Below are 16,942 nucleotides of genomic sequence, written 5' to 3'. Positions count from 1 at the left end.
TGGAGGTCTTTCATGTCCTGGATCATTCTGTTTTTCGCCGGCCTGTTCGAAGTCGGCTGGGCCGTCGGCCTGAAATACACCGACGGCTTCAGCCGCCCTCTTCCCACCGCCCTGACCGTTGCGGCCATGGCCATCAGCCTTGGCCTGCTGGGCCTTGCGATGAAGGAATTGCCGTTGGGCACGGCGTATGCGATCTGGACCGGGGTCGGCGCCGTGGGTACGGTGATTGCCGGCATCATTCTGTTTGGTGAATCGATGGCGCTGTTCAGGCTGGCCAGTGTGGCGTTGATCATTGCCGGGCTAGTTGGACTCAAGATCAGCGCTTAGGCCACCGGCCTCATCGCGGGCAAGCCCGACTCCCACAGGGGTTTATGCGTGTCCAAAATGTGTGACACAACACAAAACCTGTGGGAGCCGGGCTTGCCCGCGATGCGGCCAGCAGGGTCACCGCCTACCTGACGGTGCCGCGCAAATCCCCCACCAACTGCTGCAACCTGGCAGGCTGCGCCGCCTCGACCGCCACCGGCGTCCCCGCCACCAACGTCACCCGCGACCACAACCGGTGGAAAAAGCCCTTGTCCGGATCGCGACTGAAGAAACTCCCCCACAACCCCTGCAACGCCAGCGGAATCACCGGCACCGGTGTTTCTTCGAGAATCCGTGTCAGCCCACCCCTGAACTCATTGATCTCGCCATCAGCCGTCAACTTGCCCTCGGGGAAAATGCACACCAGCTCGCCATCCTTCAGATACTGGGCAATGCGCGTGAAGGCCTTTTCGTAGATCTGGATGTCTTCCTGACGCCCGGCGATAGGAATTGTCCCGGCAGTGCGGAAGATGAAATTCAGCACTGGCAGGTTGTAGATCTTGTAGTACATGACAAAGCGAATCGGCCGACGCACCGCGCCGCCAATCAGCAGCGCATCGACGAACGACACATGATTGCAAACCAGCAGCGCCGCGCCTTCATCCGGAATCAAATCCAGATGGCGGTGTTCAACGCGGTACATGGAATGGCTGAGCAGCCAGATCATGAAGCGCATGCTGAACTCGGGCACGATGCTGAAGATGTAGGCGTTGACGCCGATGTTCAGCAGCGACACCACCAGGAACAGCTGCGGAATCGACAGCTTGACCACGCTCAATAGCACGATCGAGACAATCGCCGAGACCACCATGAACAGCGCGTTGAGAATGTTGTTGGCGGCAATCACCCGCGCCCGCTCGTTCTCGGCGGTGCGCGACTGGATCAACGCATACAACGGCACGATGTAGAAACCACCGAAGACGCCCAGACCGAGGATGTCGAGCAACACCAGCCAGGTATGACCAAAGCCGAGAATCTCCACCCAGCCATGGCCGGTCACACTGTCCGGAATGCCGCCCGAATGCCACCACAGCAGCAAGCCAAATACCGTCAACCCGAACGAGCCGAACGGCACCAGACCGATTTCCACTTTGCGCCCGGAGAGCTTCTCGCAGAGCATCGAACCCAGGGCGATGCCGACCGAGAACACGGTCAGAATCAGCGTCACCACCGTTTCGTCGCCGTGCATCCACTCCTTGGCGTAGGCCGGGATCTGCGTCAGGTAAATCGCCCCGACAAACCAGAACCACGAGTTGCCGACAATCGACCGCGACACGGCGGGCGTTTGCCCCAACCCCAGTTTCAACGTGGCCCAGGACTGGCTGAAAATGTTCCAGTTCAGACGCATCTCCGGCGTCGCGGCGGCGGCTCGGGGAATGCTGCGACTGGCCAGGTAACCGAGCACCGCCACGCCGATGATCGCCGTGGCAACGAAGGGCGCGTAATGCGCGGACGACATCATGATCCCGGCGCCAATGGTCCCGGCCAGAATCGCCAGGAACGTGCCCATTTCCACCAGACCGTTGCCGCCCACCAGCTCGTCTTCACGCAGGGCCTGGGGCAGGATCGAGTATTTCACCGGCCCGAACAGCGCCGAGTGCGTGCCCATCGCGAACAGCGCCACCAGCATCAGCGACAGGTGATCGAACAGAAAGCCGACGGCGCCAACTGCCATGATGGCGATTTCGCCGAGCTTGATCAGACGGATCAACGCGTCCTTGGCAAATTTCTCGCCGAACTGCCCGGCGAGCGCGGAGAACAGAAAGAACGGCAGGATAAACAACAGCGCACACAAATTGACCCAGATCGAGCGATCCCCCTCGATGGTCAACTTGTACAAGATGGCGAGGATCAACGACTGCTTGAAAATGTTGTCGTTGAACGCCCCGAGGGACTGTGTGACGAAAAATGGCAGAAAGCGCCGGGTGCGAAGCAAGGTGAACTGCGAGGAATGACTCATCTTCCGTGTGTCCCTGAGTTTGGGTAGAGCGTGGCCTGGATGCTGTTATTGGAGTGTCGAACATCGATCCAGGCCACACATTACCTAAACTTTGCCGGTTATTTCTTTAATCCTGCGATACACGGCGAGACAAACAACTCTCCGCGCCATGCGCCTTGCACCGTGCGTTTGCCGACAATCAGCCACATCACCGCCAGCAACGCCACCAGCGCACTGCCGAACACACTGAAAAACGTCAGGTTCAAGGTGCTGGCGAGCTTCAACGTTGCCAGCGAATACACGCCCAGCGGGAAGGTAAAACCCCACCAGCCGAGATTGAATGGTATGCCGGCGCGCAGATAACGTACGGTGATCAATACCGCGATCAGCATCCACCACAAGCCAAAACCCCACAGCGTAATCCCGGCAACCAGACCCAGGCCGGCAGCGATTTCACCAATGCCCGGCAAGCCATTGGCGGCGAAGATCGCCGGCGCGTCAGCGCCCAACAGCAACATGCCCAGTGCGCCAGTGCCAATCGGTCCCAGGGCCAGCCAGCTCGAAGCGGCCATGTTCTCGTGAGGCAATTTATGCAAGGCCATGCGCAGCAGCAGGATGGTCAGAATGCTGAACGCTACAGGCAGGGAAAATGCCCAGAGGACGTAGCTTGTCGTCAGCACCACCAGTTGCGAATGGGCATCTGCCAGGTGCGGCGCCAGCAGGCCACCGCTGGCGGCGGCGACTTCAGCCGCAACCACCGGCAACAGCCAAACGGCAGTCATCTGGTCGATGCTGTGTTCCTGGCGGGTGAACATCATGTAGGGAATCAGCACCCCGCACGCCAGCGACATCGCCACGTCCAGCCACCACAGCACTTCAGCCACCTGAATCACGCCGTCGCCCCAACGCGGCAGACCAAACACCAGAAAACCATTGATGATCGTCGCCAGGCCCATCGGGATCGTGCCGAAAAACATCGAAACCGTGGAGTGGCCGAAAATCCGCCGCGCCTCATCAAAGAACAGTACCCAGCGCGCGGCATAAGCCACGGTGAACAGGGTAAACAGCACGATGTTGAATAGCCAAAGGCCTTCGGCAACCGCCCGCAGACCGGGTATGGCAACGGGCAATTGGGCCAGCGCCAAGGCAAGCACACCGGTGCCCATGGTCGCGGCGAACCAGTTCGGCGTGAATTGGCGAATGACCTCGCGCGGGTTCTGCAAATGGCTGAGCGATCGGGTGCCGGGTTTGGCAGTATTGGGGCATGTCATGGCGAACTCCTGTCCTCCTGTGAGGTAGAGCCCATCATAGATCCTGATCGAATATCTATATAACGGGTAATATCTCTAACTGTTATCTATTTCTCTGATATAGCCCTCAGACGCTGCCTTCAGTCTCAATCACCAATACCCGCGCCGCGCCCAACGGATGCGCCACATGCTCGGTGCCAATCGACGCATAAAAGATATCGCCAACCTCCAGCAGCGTCTGCTGCTCGATACCGCCCTCGCGATAACGCATCTGTACCCGGCCATCGAGCACCACAAACACTTCCTGGCCATCGTTGACGTGCCATTTGTACGGCTGGTCGGTCCAGTGCAACCGGGTGGTGATGCCGTTCATGTTGGCGATATCCAGCGCCCCCCACGCACGCTCGGCGGTGAAAGACTTGCTGCGGATGATTTTCATGCGTCGGTCCGTCGAAATAAAGTGGCGGCACCAAGGCTAACGATCATCACGCATCGGCGCCACAGACTTTGACGGGTTGCTGGCGTATCAACACCAGAAGCGCGCCGACCGACAGGACAATCAATACCGCACCATATCCATCCGTAGTCGCCACCAGGCCGTAGGCGCGCGTCAGATTGCCGGCCAACAACGAGGGCAGGCAGAACGCCAGATAACTGAGTACATAAAACGCCGACATCAAACCGGCTCGTTCGTGGGGCAAGGCCAGCGGCACGACACTGCGCAAGGCGCCGAGGAAACCGGCGCCGAAACCACCGCCGGCGATCAGTGTGCCAACGAAAAACAGCGGCAGACTGGCGCTGTGCACCGCCAGCAAGATCAGCGCAACGCCGACCGGCAGCAGGCTCGCGCCCAAGCGTAGAACCTTGTCCGCCGGGCGGTTGCGCAAGGTGTAGATCATGGCCGCACCGGTCACCGTCAGGACGGCGACTGTCGCCCCGCCAATCAGGTTCGAGGTCGAGCCGGTAGCCGTACGCACCAGCGACGGCGCCAGGGACGCAAAGAAGCCGCCGAGTGCCCACACGGCGATATCAATGGGCAGCACTCGCCACAGGGCGCGGCGTGCCTGAATCGGCACATGCAGCGTCGGACGCAGTGAGGCCCAGGCCCCCGGTTGCCGGCTGACGCTTTCCGGCAAACGCCACACGTAAAGCCCCTGCATCACAAACAGCGCGAACAGCACCCAAAAAGTCAGTTGCAACGGCAACGGCGCAAACTCGGCGAGCAAGCCGCAGCCCATGGCGCCCAGCGCCATCCCCAGCAGCGGCGCAACGCTGTTGACCAGCGGACCCTGCTGACGATCGGTGTCCAGTAGCGCTGCACTCAATACTGCCGTGGCCATGCCCGTGGCAAACCCTTGAAGCACCCGCGCACTGATCAGCCAGGCGACACTGTCGGCATTGATAAACACAAGCATCGCGAGCATGTTCAACAGCACAGCGGTGAAAATCACCGGTTTGCGTCCCAGGTAATCCGACAGTGAACCGACCGTGAGCAATGCCGCCAGCAGACTGATGGCATATACGCCGAAGATCAGGGTCAGGGTCGCCGCCGAGAACTGCAGATGTTCCTGATACAGGTGATACAGCGGCGTCGGTGCGGTGGAAGCGGCGAGAAAACTGAGTAAGGTAATCGCCAGGAACCACAGGCTGGAACGGTTTGAAACTGAACTGAACATGAGCACACTCCGCAAAAGCTAATTTTTTGCTTTTGCGGAGTGTGCTACCGACCTGCGCTTAAAGCAAATTCTTTGTGTTAAGGTCCGATGCATGGCTATTAAAGAAGCGTTAAGACCCGGCGGCCGCAGTGCCAGGGTCCAGGAATCAATTCATTCGGCAGTGCGCGACCTCCTGGAAGAACAGGACCGCGCCACCGTGACGGTGCCGCAAATCGCCGCTCGGGCCGGGGTGACGCCGTCGACCATTTACCGGCGTTGGGGTGATTTGTCGGCGTTGCTGGCCGATGTCGCCCTCGCCCGCATGCGCCCGGACAGCGAGCCGGCCAATACCGGCAACCTGCGCTGCGATGTGCGCGCCTGGGCCGAGCAATACCTGGACGAGATGAGTTCCGAGCCCGGCCGCAACATGATGCGCGACGTGCAATCCAGCGCCACGCCGGGGTATTGCGTGTCCATTATCGGTGGTCAATTGCAGACGATTCTGGATCGCTATCCGGGGGAACCGAACCCTGGCGTTGACCGGCTGATCAATCTGGTGGTGGCACCAACGGTGTTTCGTATCCTGTTTTCAGCCGCGGCGCTGGAGGTTGAGGAATTGCATCGGCTGATCGAAATTGCATTTAGTCAGTAGGGTCGCGCTTCGCGAGCCGGCTCGCGAAGAGCCCCCCAAAAACACCTGAGATCCCTCAGACAGCCGACCTGCGACACCCCGCCGCGCCACGACCTTGGTCGACACTGACTAACCGCAGCGCTCGTGCGAGACTGTCGGGCCGGGCGTGAATCCCGGGTGTCTTTTGTCTGGAGTTTCCATGTCGCTGTCCAGCGGGCTGATCGCCGCCGTCGCCCTGGCCTATATGGCCATCATGTTCGCCATCGCCTTCTACGGCGACCGGCGCAGCACGCCGTTGCCGCCACGCATGCGCGCCTGGGTCTATAGCCTGTCGCTGGCCGTGTACTGCACCAGCTGGACATTTTTTGGCGCCGTGGGCCAGGCCGCCGAACAACTCTGGTCTTTCCTGCCGATTTACCTGGGGCCGATCCTGTTGCTGGTGTGCGCACCGTGGGTCCTGCAAAAAATGGTGTTGATCAGCAAGCAGGAGAACATCACCTCCATCGCCGACTTTATCGCCGCCCGCTACGGCAAATCCCAGTCGCTGGCAGTGGTGGTGGCGTTGATCTGCCTGGTTGGCGTGCTGCCCTACATCGCCTTGCAGCTCAAGGGCATCGTGCTCGGCGTTAACCTGTTGATCGGCGCCGGGGCCGACGCCATGGGCACTCGCGCCCAGGACACGGCATTGATCGTGTCGCTGGTACTGGCGCTGTTCACCATCGTCTTCGGCACCCGCAACCTCGACGCCACCGAACACCACCGGGGCATGGTGCTGGCGATAGCCTTCGAATCGCTGGTCAAGCTGTTTGCCTTCCTCGCGGTCGGCGCCTTTGTGACCTACGGCTTGTATGACGGCTTCGACGACCTGTTCAACCAGGCCATGCTAGCCCCGCGTCTTGAAGAATACTGGAAGGAAACAGTCAACTGGCCATCGATGGTGGTGCAGACCGGTGTGGCGATGATGGCGATCATCTGCCTGCCTCGACAGTTCCACGTCACCGTGGTCGAAAACATCGAGCCGCAGGATTTGCGCCTGGCCAAATGGGTGTTCCCGGCTTATCTCGCCCTGGCGGCGTTATTTGTAGTCCCCATCGCCCTGGCCGGTCAGATGTTGCTACCCAGTTCGGTGCTGCCGGACTCCTTCGTCATCAGCCTGCCGCTGGCGCAGGCGCATCCAGCGCTCGCCATGCTGGCGTTTATCGGCGGTGCATCCGCCGCCACCGGCATGGTGATCGTCGCCAGCGTGGCGTTGTCGACCATGGTGTCCAACGACATGCTGCTGCCGTGGCTGTTGCGCCGCAATAATGCCGAGCGCCCGTTCGAGGTGTTTCGCCAGTGGATGCTCTCGGTGCGCCGAGTGACCATCGTGGTGATTCTGCTGCTCGCTTACGTCAGCTATCGCTTGTTGGGCTCGACGGCAAGTCTGGCCACCATTGGCCAGATCGCGTTTGCCGCCGTCACTCAATTGGCCCCGGCGATGCTCGGCGCGCTGTATTGGAAACAGGCCAACCGGCGCGGTGTATTTGCCGGGCTCGCCACTGGCACTTTCCTGTGGTTCTACACGTTGATTTTACCCATCGCGGCCCGCAGCCTCGGTTGGTCCCTGAGCAGTTTCCCGGGCCTGGCGTGGCTGCACAGCAACCCGCTGAACCTGCCGATCACCCCGCTGACCCAAGGCGTGGTGTTGTCGCTGGCTGGCAACTTCACGCTGTTCGCCTGGGTTTCAGTGCTATCGCGTACCCGCGTATCGGAGCACTGGCAGGCCGGGCGCTTCATCGGTCAGGAAATCAATACCCGCCCCAGCGCCCGCTCCATGTTATCGGTGCAGATTGATGACTTGCTGAAACTCGCCGCGCGCTTCGTCGGTGAAGAGCGGGCCCGGCAGAGTTTTATCCGATTCGCCTACCGCCAGGGCAAAGGCTTCAATCCGAACCAGAATGCCGACGGCGAGTGGATCGCCCATACCGAACGCTTGCTGGCCGGTGTTCTCGGCGCTTCTTCGACGCGTGCGGTGGTAAAAGCCGCCATCGAAGGTCGGGAAATGCAGCTTGAGGATGTAGTCCGAATCGCCGACGAGGCCTCGGAAGTCCTGCAATTCAACCGCGCCCTGCTGCAAGGCGCTATCGAGAACATCACCCAGGGCATCAGCGTGGTCGACCAGTCGCTGAAACTGGTGGCCTGGAACCGGCGTTATCTGGAGCTGTTCAACTACCCGGACGGCTTGATCAGTGTCGGCCGGCCGATTGCCGACATCATTCGCCACAACGCCGAACGCGGCCTGTGCGGTCCTGGCGAGGCGGAAGTGCATGTCGCCCGGCGCTTGCACTGGATGCGTCAGGGCCGCGCCCACACCTCCGAGCGCCAGTTCCCCAATGGCCGGGTGATCGAGCTGATCGGCAACCCGATGCCCGGCGGCGGTTTCGTCATGAGTTTCACCGACATCACCGCGTTCCGTGAGGCCGAGCAGGCGCTGACCGAGGCCAACGAAGGGCTGGAACAGCGAGTCGTCGAACGCACCCACGAACTGTCGCAACTCAACGTCGCACTGACCGAAGCCAAGGGCACCGCCGAATCGGCCAACCAGTCGAAAACCCGTTTTCTGGCGGCGGTCAGTCATGACCTGATGCAACCACTGAACGCAGCGCGGCTGTTTTCCGCAGCGCTCTCGCATCAGGACGATGGCCTGTCCGGCGAGGCGCAGAAACTGGTGCAACACCTGGACAGTTCGTTGCGCTCCGCCGAGGACCTGATCAGCGATCTTCTGGACATTTCTCGTCTGGAAAACGGCAAGATCAATCCCGATCCCAAGCCATTCGTCCTCAATGAACTGTTCGACATTCTTGGCGCCGAGTTCAAGGCGCTGGCTCATGATCAAGGCCTGAAATTCCGCGTTCGTGGCAGCACGTTGCGTGTCGACAGCGACATCAAACTGTTGCGGCGTATTTTGCAGAATTTTCTGACCAACGCTTTTCGCTATGCCAAAGGCCCTGTGCTGCTGGGGGTTCGGCGCCGCAAGGGTGAACTGTGCCTGGAAGTCTGGGACCGTGGGCCGGGGATTGCTGAAGACAAGCAGCAAGTGATTTTCGAAGAATTCAAACGCCTCGACAGCCATCAGACCCGCGCCGAAAAAGGCTTGGGCCTGGGTCTGGCGATTGCCGATGGCTTGTGCCGGGTGCTGGGGCACAAACTGCGGGTGCGCTCCTGGCCGGGACACGGCAGCGTGTTCAGCGTCAGCGTACCGCTGGCACGGACGCAGCTCGCCGCACCGGCGCAGGTCGCCGAACTCAATGGCAAGTTGTCGAGCGGTGCACAGGTACTGTGCATCGATAACGAAGACAGCATTCTGATCGGCATGAACAGCCTGCTGACGCGCTGGGGCTGCCAGGTCTGGACGGCGCGTAATCGCGAGGAGTGTGCGGCGCTACTGAACGATGGGGTGCGCCCGCAACTGGCGCTGGTGGATTACCACCTGGACGATGGCGAAACGGGTACTGAGTTGATGGCCTGGCTTCGCACCCGTTTGGGCGAGCCGGTGCCGGGTGTGGTAATCAGCGCCGATGGGCGCCCGGAAACGGTGTCGCAAGTGCATGCAGCGGGACTGGATTACCTGGCCAAACCGGTGAAACCGGCGGCGTTGCGGGCGTTGTTGAGTCGGCATTTGCCGTTGTAATGCGCCAGGGTCAAGTTCTTCACTGGATCAATTGACGCCTTCGCGAGCACGCTCGCTCCCACAGGCTCTGTGTTGATGATCAGAGGTGTGCAACAACACTAATCCACTGTGGGAGCGAGTTTGCTCGCGATGCTTTTTTGGCTATTCCGGCAACTCGGCCAAACCATCGACATCCGTCATTGCGCGCTCCAGCAAATCCGCCGGCAAGCTCTTGCTCGCCCTCGCGCCCAGCAACTTCAGTTGCTCGCTACGACTGACCAGGTTGCCACGCCCCTCGGTCAGCTTGTTGCGTGCCGAGCTGTAGGCCTTGTCCAGTTGCTGCAAGCGATTGCCGACTTCGTCCAGGTCCTGGATGAACAGCACGAACTTGTCGTACAGCCACCCTGCCCGCTCGGCGATTTCCCGGGCGTTCTGGCTCTGGCGCTCCTGCTTCCACAAGCTGTCGATGACTCGCAACGTGGCGAGCAACGTGGTCGGGCTGACAATAACGATGTTGCGGTCGAACGCCTCTTGAAACAGGGTCGGCTCGGCCTGTAGCGCTGCCGAAAACGCCGCTTCGATCGGGACGAACAGCAGCACGAAATCCAGACTGTGCAACCCATCGAGCCGCTTGTAGTCTTTGCCGGACAGGCCTTTGACGTGATTACGCAGGGACAGTACGTGCTGCTTGATGGCGATCTGGCCGATGGCATCATCATCCGCCGCAACATATTGCTGGTAAGCGGTGAGGCTGACTTTGGAGTCGACCACCACTTGCTTGTCTCCCGGCAGATAGATGATCACGTCCGGCTGGAAACGCTCGCCGTCCGGGCCTTTGAGTGTGACCTGGGTCTGGTATTCGCGGCCCTTTTCCAGGCCGGCGTGTTCCAGCACTCGTTCGAGGATCAGTTCGCCCCAGTTGCCCTGGGTCTTCTGCCCTTTCAAGGCACGGGTCAGGTTGGTGGCCTCGTCGCTCAGGCGCAGGTTGAGCTGCTGCAGGCGCTCCAGCTCCTTGGCCAGGGAGAAGCGCTCGCGCGCCTCGGCCTGATAGCTTTCCTCGACACGCTTCTCGAAGGACTGGATGCGCTCCTTCAACGGATCGAGCAGTTGGCCCAGGCGTTGTTGGCTGGTTTCGGCAAAGCGCTGCTCGCGCTCATCGAAGATCTTGCCCGCCAGCTCGGCGAACTGCGCCCGCAGTTCGTCGCGTGAGCCCTGCAGGTCGTTGAGGCGTTGTTGATGGCTTTCCTGTTGTTCGCGCAGTTCGGCGTTGAGCGAGGCGGCCTGGGCATCCAGACGGCGCAGCTCGGTCTCTTTGCCGGCACGCTCCAGATTCCAGGCATGCGCCGCGTCACGGGCGTCGTCGCGTTCGATCTGCAGCAGTTCGACTTCCCGGCGCACGGCGGCCAGATCGGCTTGCTTGGCGGCATTGGCCTGGCTCAGGTCACCGATTTCGTCACGACAGGTTTCAAGCTGCGCATTCAAGCCGTCCTGAGCCAGCTGGGCCATGGTCAGACGCTCTTCCAGCAAGGCCACTTCGGCCTGCCCCGCGCTCGCCCGGCGCTGGATTTGCCAGGCCAACGCCAGCAATGGCAACGCAGCCCCCGCCAGACCGAGCAATATGCTGGTCAAGTCCATCGCCATAACGATTCCCGCCGAAGATATAAAGCCTGAAGGTTAACCAAGGTGTCAGGTCTTGGACAGCTCAGTCTGCGATCAGACCCAGCTCGCGCTGAGCGCGTCGATCCCCGGCACGCGCGGCCTGGCGCAGCAAGTCCTGGCCAATACGCCGATCCCGGGCGTTGCCACACTCGCGGCACATCAATTGGCCCAGGCGGCTTTGCGCAGCCACGACGCCTTCACGGGCCGGTTGCTTGAGCAAACGCCCGGCAAAATGTTTGACGTTGCGGTTATCACCCAGGCGCGGGCTGTCGAGCAGCCATTCGGCCACGCGCATGGAAAAGCGCTTGGGCGTGGTAACACTGGAGGGCGTGGCGGTAACAGAATCTGATACTGAGCGAAACTTCATAAAACACTGTGGGACAGATCGGAGGGCGCGCCACTCTACTCTTTTTTTCGTACAGGTAAAGTCGAAAAAAAACCTGCACGCCCGTCCTAGAGCAAGCGCTTGGGACAATCCACAGAAGCTGTGGATAACTCAGTGGACAACCTCCCTTTAACTCGCGCAAACCCCTGTGGAATGGGGCTCGCAGTCAAACTGACGATTTTTTCACCAACAAAAAAAAGCGATGTTTTTCATTGACTTAAATTTTCAACACAGGCACCCACAGGACTGCAAGGCAAGGTGACAGCGATGTGACCGCTTGCGCAACTAATGTGCACAAGTGACTCTCATGTGGTTATATCGATGCACCTTTTCAGCGCTTTTGGGTAACAACTCTCGGCAAGCTGTTGGCAATGCCACGCCCAGCAGAGTTGCGACATGGAGCCATGACCAAACCCAATGATGAAACGACCGCCGGTCGCGTTAATGGCATTCTTTTTGGCTAACACACTTCCATTCCGAAATTCAATCCGTTACTATCCGCGGCGTTAGTACCAAGCTGAAAGTCAATTCTGGTCGAACAAATCCCCCCGGTCAGCCTTCCATTGAGAAGCCTCCACCGACAAAGCGGGATCGACCACCTCGATGGTTTCCAGGTAAACCTTGCGTCAACACAGCCTTTGAATCGAAAGCAAAGGGTGTTGCGAAGTTCACTTACTCTGACCGAACCAACCTGCAAATTGATCAGGATCTTCACCCCGGGCCCAGAACCTTTGCCCTTGATGTGCTGCCTGCCCTCCTAAGTACCTACCTGCCAGCCCAAGCGCGCCAATTATCAGCGCTTCAAACTGGCTGCTTTGTTCCAGTCGGGTTCTTCGATAGACCAATGGTGGTCGTCGTCACTGGAACGTTTTAACTTTGCACGGTTCTTATCCGTGTCGCTTGTAGGAACACCTAATAATGACTACTCAAATCCACACTCAGGATGCGATTCGCACCCTAACCAACGCTTTTGCACCAATGAACTGCCTGATCATGGCTGCTCGCAAAGGCTGCTTCAGCTTCACTCTGGTCAACGAACACGGCATCGCTCGTCACAGCGAACGCCTGTACCCCGATCAGTACTCCAGCGCCGAGCCGCTGCAGGCCGTGATCGAGCGTACCCGTCAGGCACTGATTGCCTGATACGCCAGAAAGGCTGAAACCCTCAAAAGCCCTGCCCAGAAAGCAGGGCTTTTTATTGCCCGATATTTCACCTCAGCGCATCCGTGCTTAAGCACTAACCGGTATAACGGTTATAACTCGATGCCGGAAATATTTTAAAAACAGGCCTTTACGGCACGAATATGACACTACACTTCAACTCAAGCGGCTTGATCCGCTTCCGGCGAGCCTGAGTCGATTCACTGCTGCCAAGCTCCCATTCAGGTATCGCCACCCCTTTCAGGTTTCGAGGGCTTTATGGGTATCGCTGCCAGCGAACTGTGCCGCTATGTGATCCGTCCGACATTGATTTATCTCGGACGCCATAGCGCAACTGCCGAATCCCTGTTGCTGGGCATCGCCGCCAGCCAGTCGGCGCTCGGTTCAGCCCTGCACGACCGCCGCGGCCACGGCCTGTACCGCATCGCCGAACCCCGGCACAAAGCGCTCTGGGATCACTATCTGGCGCTTGATCCGGAACGGGCGAGCCTGGTTCGAGGACTCGCCAGCCAGCATGCCTTCTTAAGCAGTCCGCACCTGGAACTCACCGTCAATCTGCGTTATGCCACGGCCATCGCCTGGCTGCTGGTCGAAGAGCAAAACCCGCAACTTCCCGAACCCGAAAACCTGCTGGCCATGGCCCGTATCTGGCGACAGATTTTTCAGCCCCAAGGCCGCTTGCGCGATTTCACCAGCGCGTGGCAGACCTGTGTTTCACCGATGAATCAGGTCGCTTGCTGACCGGCCAGTTTTGAAAGATCCTGCAACACGCGCCGAATCTGGTCGGATTGTCCTACAAAACCGCTCTAACTCAAGCCATACGGACTATAGCGCTGGAACGAAAATCTTGGTAATTTTCGCCCCGGTGATCACCAGGAGTTCTAATAATGAAAAAAGTAATGCTCAAAACCACCCTTAGCCTCGCCGTTACCTTGGCATCCACCCAGATTTTCGCAGCTGGCTTTGCCATCAACGAACAAAGTATCAGCGGGATGGGTACAGGTTTTGCCGGGCGATCTTCCTCTGCCGATGACGCAAGCACAATTTATGGCAACCCTGCCGGCATGTCCCGCATCAAGCGCGAACAGGTTTCCGGCGGTACTGCAATGCTCGATGCACACACCGATATCAGCAAAGCCAGCTCCAGCCCTAACAGCGGCACCAACAAAGGCGACATGGTTCCGTTCATCGCCGTGCCGATGGGCTACTACGTCAAGCCCATCGATGATCACTGGGCAGTCGGTATCGGCATGTATGCTCCGTTCGGCCTGATCACCAAATACGAAAACGGCTTCGCCGGCCGCTACTTTGGCAGCGAAAGCAACGTTAAAGTCGTGACCCTGCAACCGACCGTCAGCTACGCCTTCAACGACAAGGTGTCCATCGGTTTCGGCCCGACCATCAACCGCATCGACGGTACGCTGGAATCGAACATTTCGGCTACCCAGGCCGCGCCGGATGGCCAAGTCAAGATCAAGGGTGACGACACAGCGCTTGGCTACAACATCGGCGTACTGGTTCAAGCCACCGACAACACTCGCGTCGGCCTGACCTACCACTCGAAAGTGAAGTACAAGCTCGACGGTGACACCAAGGTCAACTACGGACTTCTGGGTGTGCTCGGTCAGTCCGTCAACCAGAAGTACGATGCTTCGCTTGACCTGACCACCCCTGAGTCGGTGGACTTCTCGGTCACTCACCAGATCGATGACAAGTGGACCGTTTACGCAGGTAGCACCTGGACTCGCTGGAGCCAGCTGCAAGCAATCACTGTCGAAAACAAAGGTGTTCCAACGGCCCTGAGCGGTCAGTTCAGCACCATCACCGAAGAGCAGAACTGGCACGACACCTGGGCTCACGCCATCGGTGTTTCCTACCAGTTGAACAAGCAGTGGGTCCTGCGCTCCGGCTTGTCGGTTGACCAGGCGCCAACCAACAACGTTGATCGCTCCCCGCGCATCCCGACAGGTGATCGTAAAGCGATCAGCTTCGGTGCCGGCTACAGCCCGACTGATGACCTGACCATCGACGTTGCGTATTCGTACCTGCGCGAAGAGTCGGTCAATGTGTCCAATAGCAATGCCCAAGGCCAGACCTACAACGCCAAGTATCAAAACTGGGCGAGCGGTTTCGGTGTTGGCGCGACCTACCGCTTCTGATGATTCACGGCGAGGCTGATCTCTCGCCACCTGAATCAAAAAAGCCCCGCGCTCTTGTACAGAGGCGGGGCTTTTTAGTGGGCGACAATCAGGGTTTCGAGGCCAGCGCCTTCTCCACCGCTTCGATGAATTGCGGGTTGTCGGGCTTGGTCAGGCTGGAGAAGTGAGCGATCACCTTGCCCTGGCGATCGACCACGTATTTGTAGAAATTCCACTTCGGCGCGGCGCTCTGCTCGGCAAGCACTTTGAACAGATGAGTCGCCCCGTCACCACGAACCTGTTGCGGTTCGGTCATGGTGAAGGTGACGCCGTAATTCACGTAGCAGACCTTGGCCGTCTCGGCGCCGTCCTTTGACTCCTGCTTGAAGTCATCGGACGGCACGCCGATCACCTCCAGCCCTTGGCCCTTGTAGTGCTGATACAGCGCTTCAAGGCCTTTGAACTGCGGTGCGAAGCCGCAGAAGCTGGCGGTGTTGACCACCACCAGCGGCTTGCCGGCAAAGCGCTGGCACAAATCGATGGTTTCCTTGGCGCGCAGCTTGGGCAACGAGCCCTGCAGCAACTCCGGGCATTCAGCCGCCTGAGCCAGGCCGGTAAACGCCATCAGCAACGCGGGGATTGCAAGCCAGCGCATCAGCATGTCGGTACATCCTTGAGAGGTCGTCAGCTTGGAAAGTTACTCGCCGAGGCTTCGCCCTGGCAAGCAACGATCTAGCAAACACTCATCCCCAACTGCAACAACGCCAGCCCGCCCTTATGCCAACCCCACCAGGAAAGGGCCAGCAGCAAGGCACAAACCGTGATCAACGCTATTCGGGGCCAGAGGCTGTTCATGCGGCACTCAGTTGCGACTGCAAACGTGCCACCGGCTGCTCGCGTACCGGCCAGTTCAGGGCGGCCGCCATCAGGCTCAAGGCAATTGCAATCTGCCAGATCAGGTCGTAGCTCCCGGTCCGGTCATACACCACCCCGCCCAACCAGCCACCGAGAAACGCGCCGAGCTGATGAAACAGGAACACAATCCCGCCGAGCATGGACAGGTTCCGCACACCGAACAACGTCGCGACCGTGCCGTTGGTCAAAGGCACCGTCGACAGCCACAGAAAGCCCATGGTCATGCCAAACAGGTAGGCCGTGGTAGTCGTCACCGGCGCCCACAGGAACAACACAATCACCACCGCCCGCAGCAGATACAGCGCCGTCAGCAACCTCGGCTTGGACATGCGCCCACCGAGCCAGCCCGCCGTGTACGTGCCAAAAATATTGAACAGGCCGATCAACGCCAGCACCGTGGTGCCAACGGTGGCCGGCAGGTGCTGATCCACCAGATAGGCCGGCAGGTGCACGCCAATGAACACCACCTGAAAACCGCAGACAAAAAAGCCGAACGCCAGCAGCCAGAAACCGGAATGACTGCACGCTTCGCGCAGCGCTTCACCCAGACTTTGCTCGTGACCAAGAACAGGCAACGGCTTGTCCTTGAGCATGGTCACCAGCGGCACGATCAGCGCCACCAGCAGGCCCAGCACCAACAGCGCCGCCGACCAGCCGAGCCAGCCGATCAATCCCAGCGTGCCGGGCAGCATGGCGAACTGGCCGAAAGAGCCGGCGGCGCTGGCGATCCCCATGCCCATGCTGCGTTTTTCCGGCGGTACGGCACGACCGACCACGCCGAGAATCACCGAGAACGAAGTGCCGGACAGGCCGATACCGATCAACAGGCCGGCGCTCAGGGACAAGGTCAGCGCCGAGTCGGACATGCCCATGAACACCAGGCCCAAGGCGTACAGCACACCACCGATCAACACCACTTTCGCGGCCCCGAAACGGTCGGCCAGGGCGCCGGTAAACGGCTGTGCCAGACCCCAGATCAGGTTCTGCAAGGCGATGGCGAAGGCAAAGGTTTCCCGCCCCCAGCCAAATTCGGCGCTCATCGGCGCCAGGAACAGACCAAAGCCGTGCCGTATACCCAGCGACAACGCCAGAATCAGCGCACTCCCCACCAATACCCAGCCGCACGTACGCCACATCGATGTCATTGTTGTTCTCCGGTCGCGGGTATATACCCGCTTAAGATCGAAAAAACCG

At 59.7% G+C, this 16,942-nt stretch carries 14 protein-coding genes; 6 read left to right on the top strand and 8 right to left on the bottom strand.

Annotation, left to right across the window (positions count from 1 at the left end):
• Window positions 1–12: 12 nt before the first annotated feature.
• Complete coding sequence (gene sugE / locus POF45_RS25060; RefSeq protein WP_123599434.1) at window positions 13–327, top strand: quaternary ammonium compound efflux SMR transporter SugE; 315 nt, start codon at window positions 13–15, stop codon at window positions 325–327.
• Between the two features lie 124 nt (window positions 328–451).
• On the opposite strand, the gene POF45_RS25055 is transcribed toward sugE, so the two are convergent.
• The 4 genes from POF45_RS25055 to POF45_RS25040 form a co-directional block, all read right to left on the bottom strand.
• On the bottom strand, window positions 452–2,326 hold the full coding sequence (locus POF45_RS25055; protein ID WP_282316970.1) for an MFS transporter: 1,875 nt from the start codon (window positions 2,324–2,326) through the stop codon (window positions 452–454).
• A gap of 98 nt (window positions 2,327–2,424) precedes the next feature.
• Window positions 2,425–3,576 (bottom strand): TDT family transporter, encoded by a 1,152-nt coding sequence (locus POF45_RS25050; protein ID WP_259501058.1) that lies wholly within the window; start codon window positions 3,574–3,576, stop codon window positions 2,425–2,427.
• A 106-nt stretch (window positions 3,577–3,682) separates the two neighbouring features.
• Entirely contained in the window at window positions 3,683–3,994 is a 312-nt protein-coding gene (locus POF45_RS25045; protein ID WP_259501057.1) for a cupin domain-containing protein, read from the bottom strand.
• Window positions 3,995–4,040: 46 nt separating this feature from the next.
• Entirely contained in the window at window positions 4,041–5,231 is a 1,191-nt protein-coding gene (locus tag POF45_RS25040) for an MFS transporter (RefSeq protein ID WP_259501054.1), read from the bottom strand.
• Window positions 5,232–5,322: 91 nt separating this feature from the next.
• Between POF45_RS25040 and POF45_RS25035 the strand changes: the two genes are divergently transcribed.
• A complete protein-coding gene (locus tag POF45_RS25035) occupies window positions 5,323–5,862 on the top strand; it encodes a TetR/AcrR family transcriptional regulator (protein ID WP_259501051.1) in 540 nt (179 codons plus the stop codon).
• 178 nt (window positions 5,863–6,040) lie between these two features.
• Entirely contained in the window at window positions 6,041–9,511 is a 3,471-nt protein-coding gene (locus tag POF45_RS25030) for a hybrid sensor histidine kinase/response regulator (protein WP_259501048.1), read from the top strand.
• A 141-nt stretch (window positions 9,512–9,652) separates the two neighbouring features.
• Here the strand turns inward: POF45_RS25030 and POF45_RS25025 are convergent, their stop codons facing one another.
• Window positions 9,653–11,017 (bottom strand): DNA recombination protein RmuC, encoded by a 1,365-nt coding sequence (locus tag POF45_RS25025; protein WP_259503123.1) that lies wholly within the window; start codon window positions 11,015–11,017, stop codon window positions 9,653–9,655.
• Between the two features lie 175 nt (window positions 11,018–11,192).
• Window positions 11,193–11,516 (bottom strand): SEL1-like repeat protein, encoded by a 324-nt coding sequence (locus tag POF45_RS25020; RefSeq protein WP_259501037.1) that lies wholly within the window; start codon window positions 11,514–11,516, stop codon window positions 11,193–11,195.
• Window positions 11,517–12,452: 936 nt separating this feature from the next.
• Here POF45_RS25020 and POF45_RS25015 point away from each other — a divergent pair.
• The 3 genes from POF45_RS25015 to POF45_RS25005 all read left to right on the top strand — a co-directional run bounded on the left by POF45_RS25015 (window position 12,453) and on the right by POF45_RS25005 (window position 14,854).
• A complete protein-coding gene (locus POF45_RS25015) occupies window positions 12,453–12,677 on the top strand; it encodes a hypothetical protein (protein WP_007945191.1) in 225 nt (74 codons plus the stop codon).
• A 276-nt stretch (window positions 12,678–12,953) separates the two neighbouring features.
• A complete protein-coding gene (locus tag POF45_RS25010; protein ID WP_259501034.1) occupies window positions 12,954–13,436 on the top strand; it encodes a hypothetical protein in 483 nt (160 codons plus the stop codon).
• Window positions 13,437–13,582: 146 nt separating this feature from the next.
• Window positions 13,583–14,854, top strand: a complete 1,272-nt coding sequence (locus POF45_RS25005) for an OmpP1/FadL family transporter (RefSeq protein WP_259501032.1) — start codon at window positions 13,583–13,585, stop codon at window positions 14,852–14,854.
• 88 nt (window positions 14,855–14,942) lie between these two features.
• On the opposite strand, the gene POF45_RS25000 is transcribed toward POF45_RS25005, so the two are convergent.
• A complete protein-coding gene (locus POF45_RS25000; protein WP_259501029.1) occupies window positions 14,943–15,494 on the bottom strand; it encodes a glutathione peroxidase in 552 nt (183 codons plus the stop codon).
• 190 nt (window positions 15,495–15,684) lie between these two features.
• Window positions 15,685–16,893: an MFS transporter gene (locus POF45_RS24995; RefSeq protein ID WP_259501028.1), complete on the bottom strand. Its 1,209-nt coding sequence runs from the start codon at window positions 16,891–16,893 to the stop codon at window positions 15,685–15,687.
• Window positions 16,894–16,942 lie beyond the last annotated feature (49 nt).

This window comes from Pseudomonas fungipugnans, assembly GCF_029955235.1.
Taxonomy (GTDB): Bacteria; Pseudomonadota; Gammaproteobacteria; order Pseudomonadales; family Pseudomonadaceae; genus Aquipseudomonas; species Aquipseudomonas fungipugnans.
This window is presented reverse-complemented; position numbering and strand designations above follow the sequence as displayed.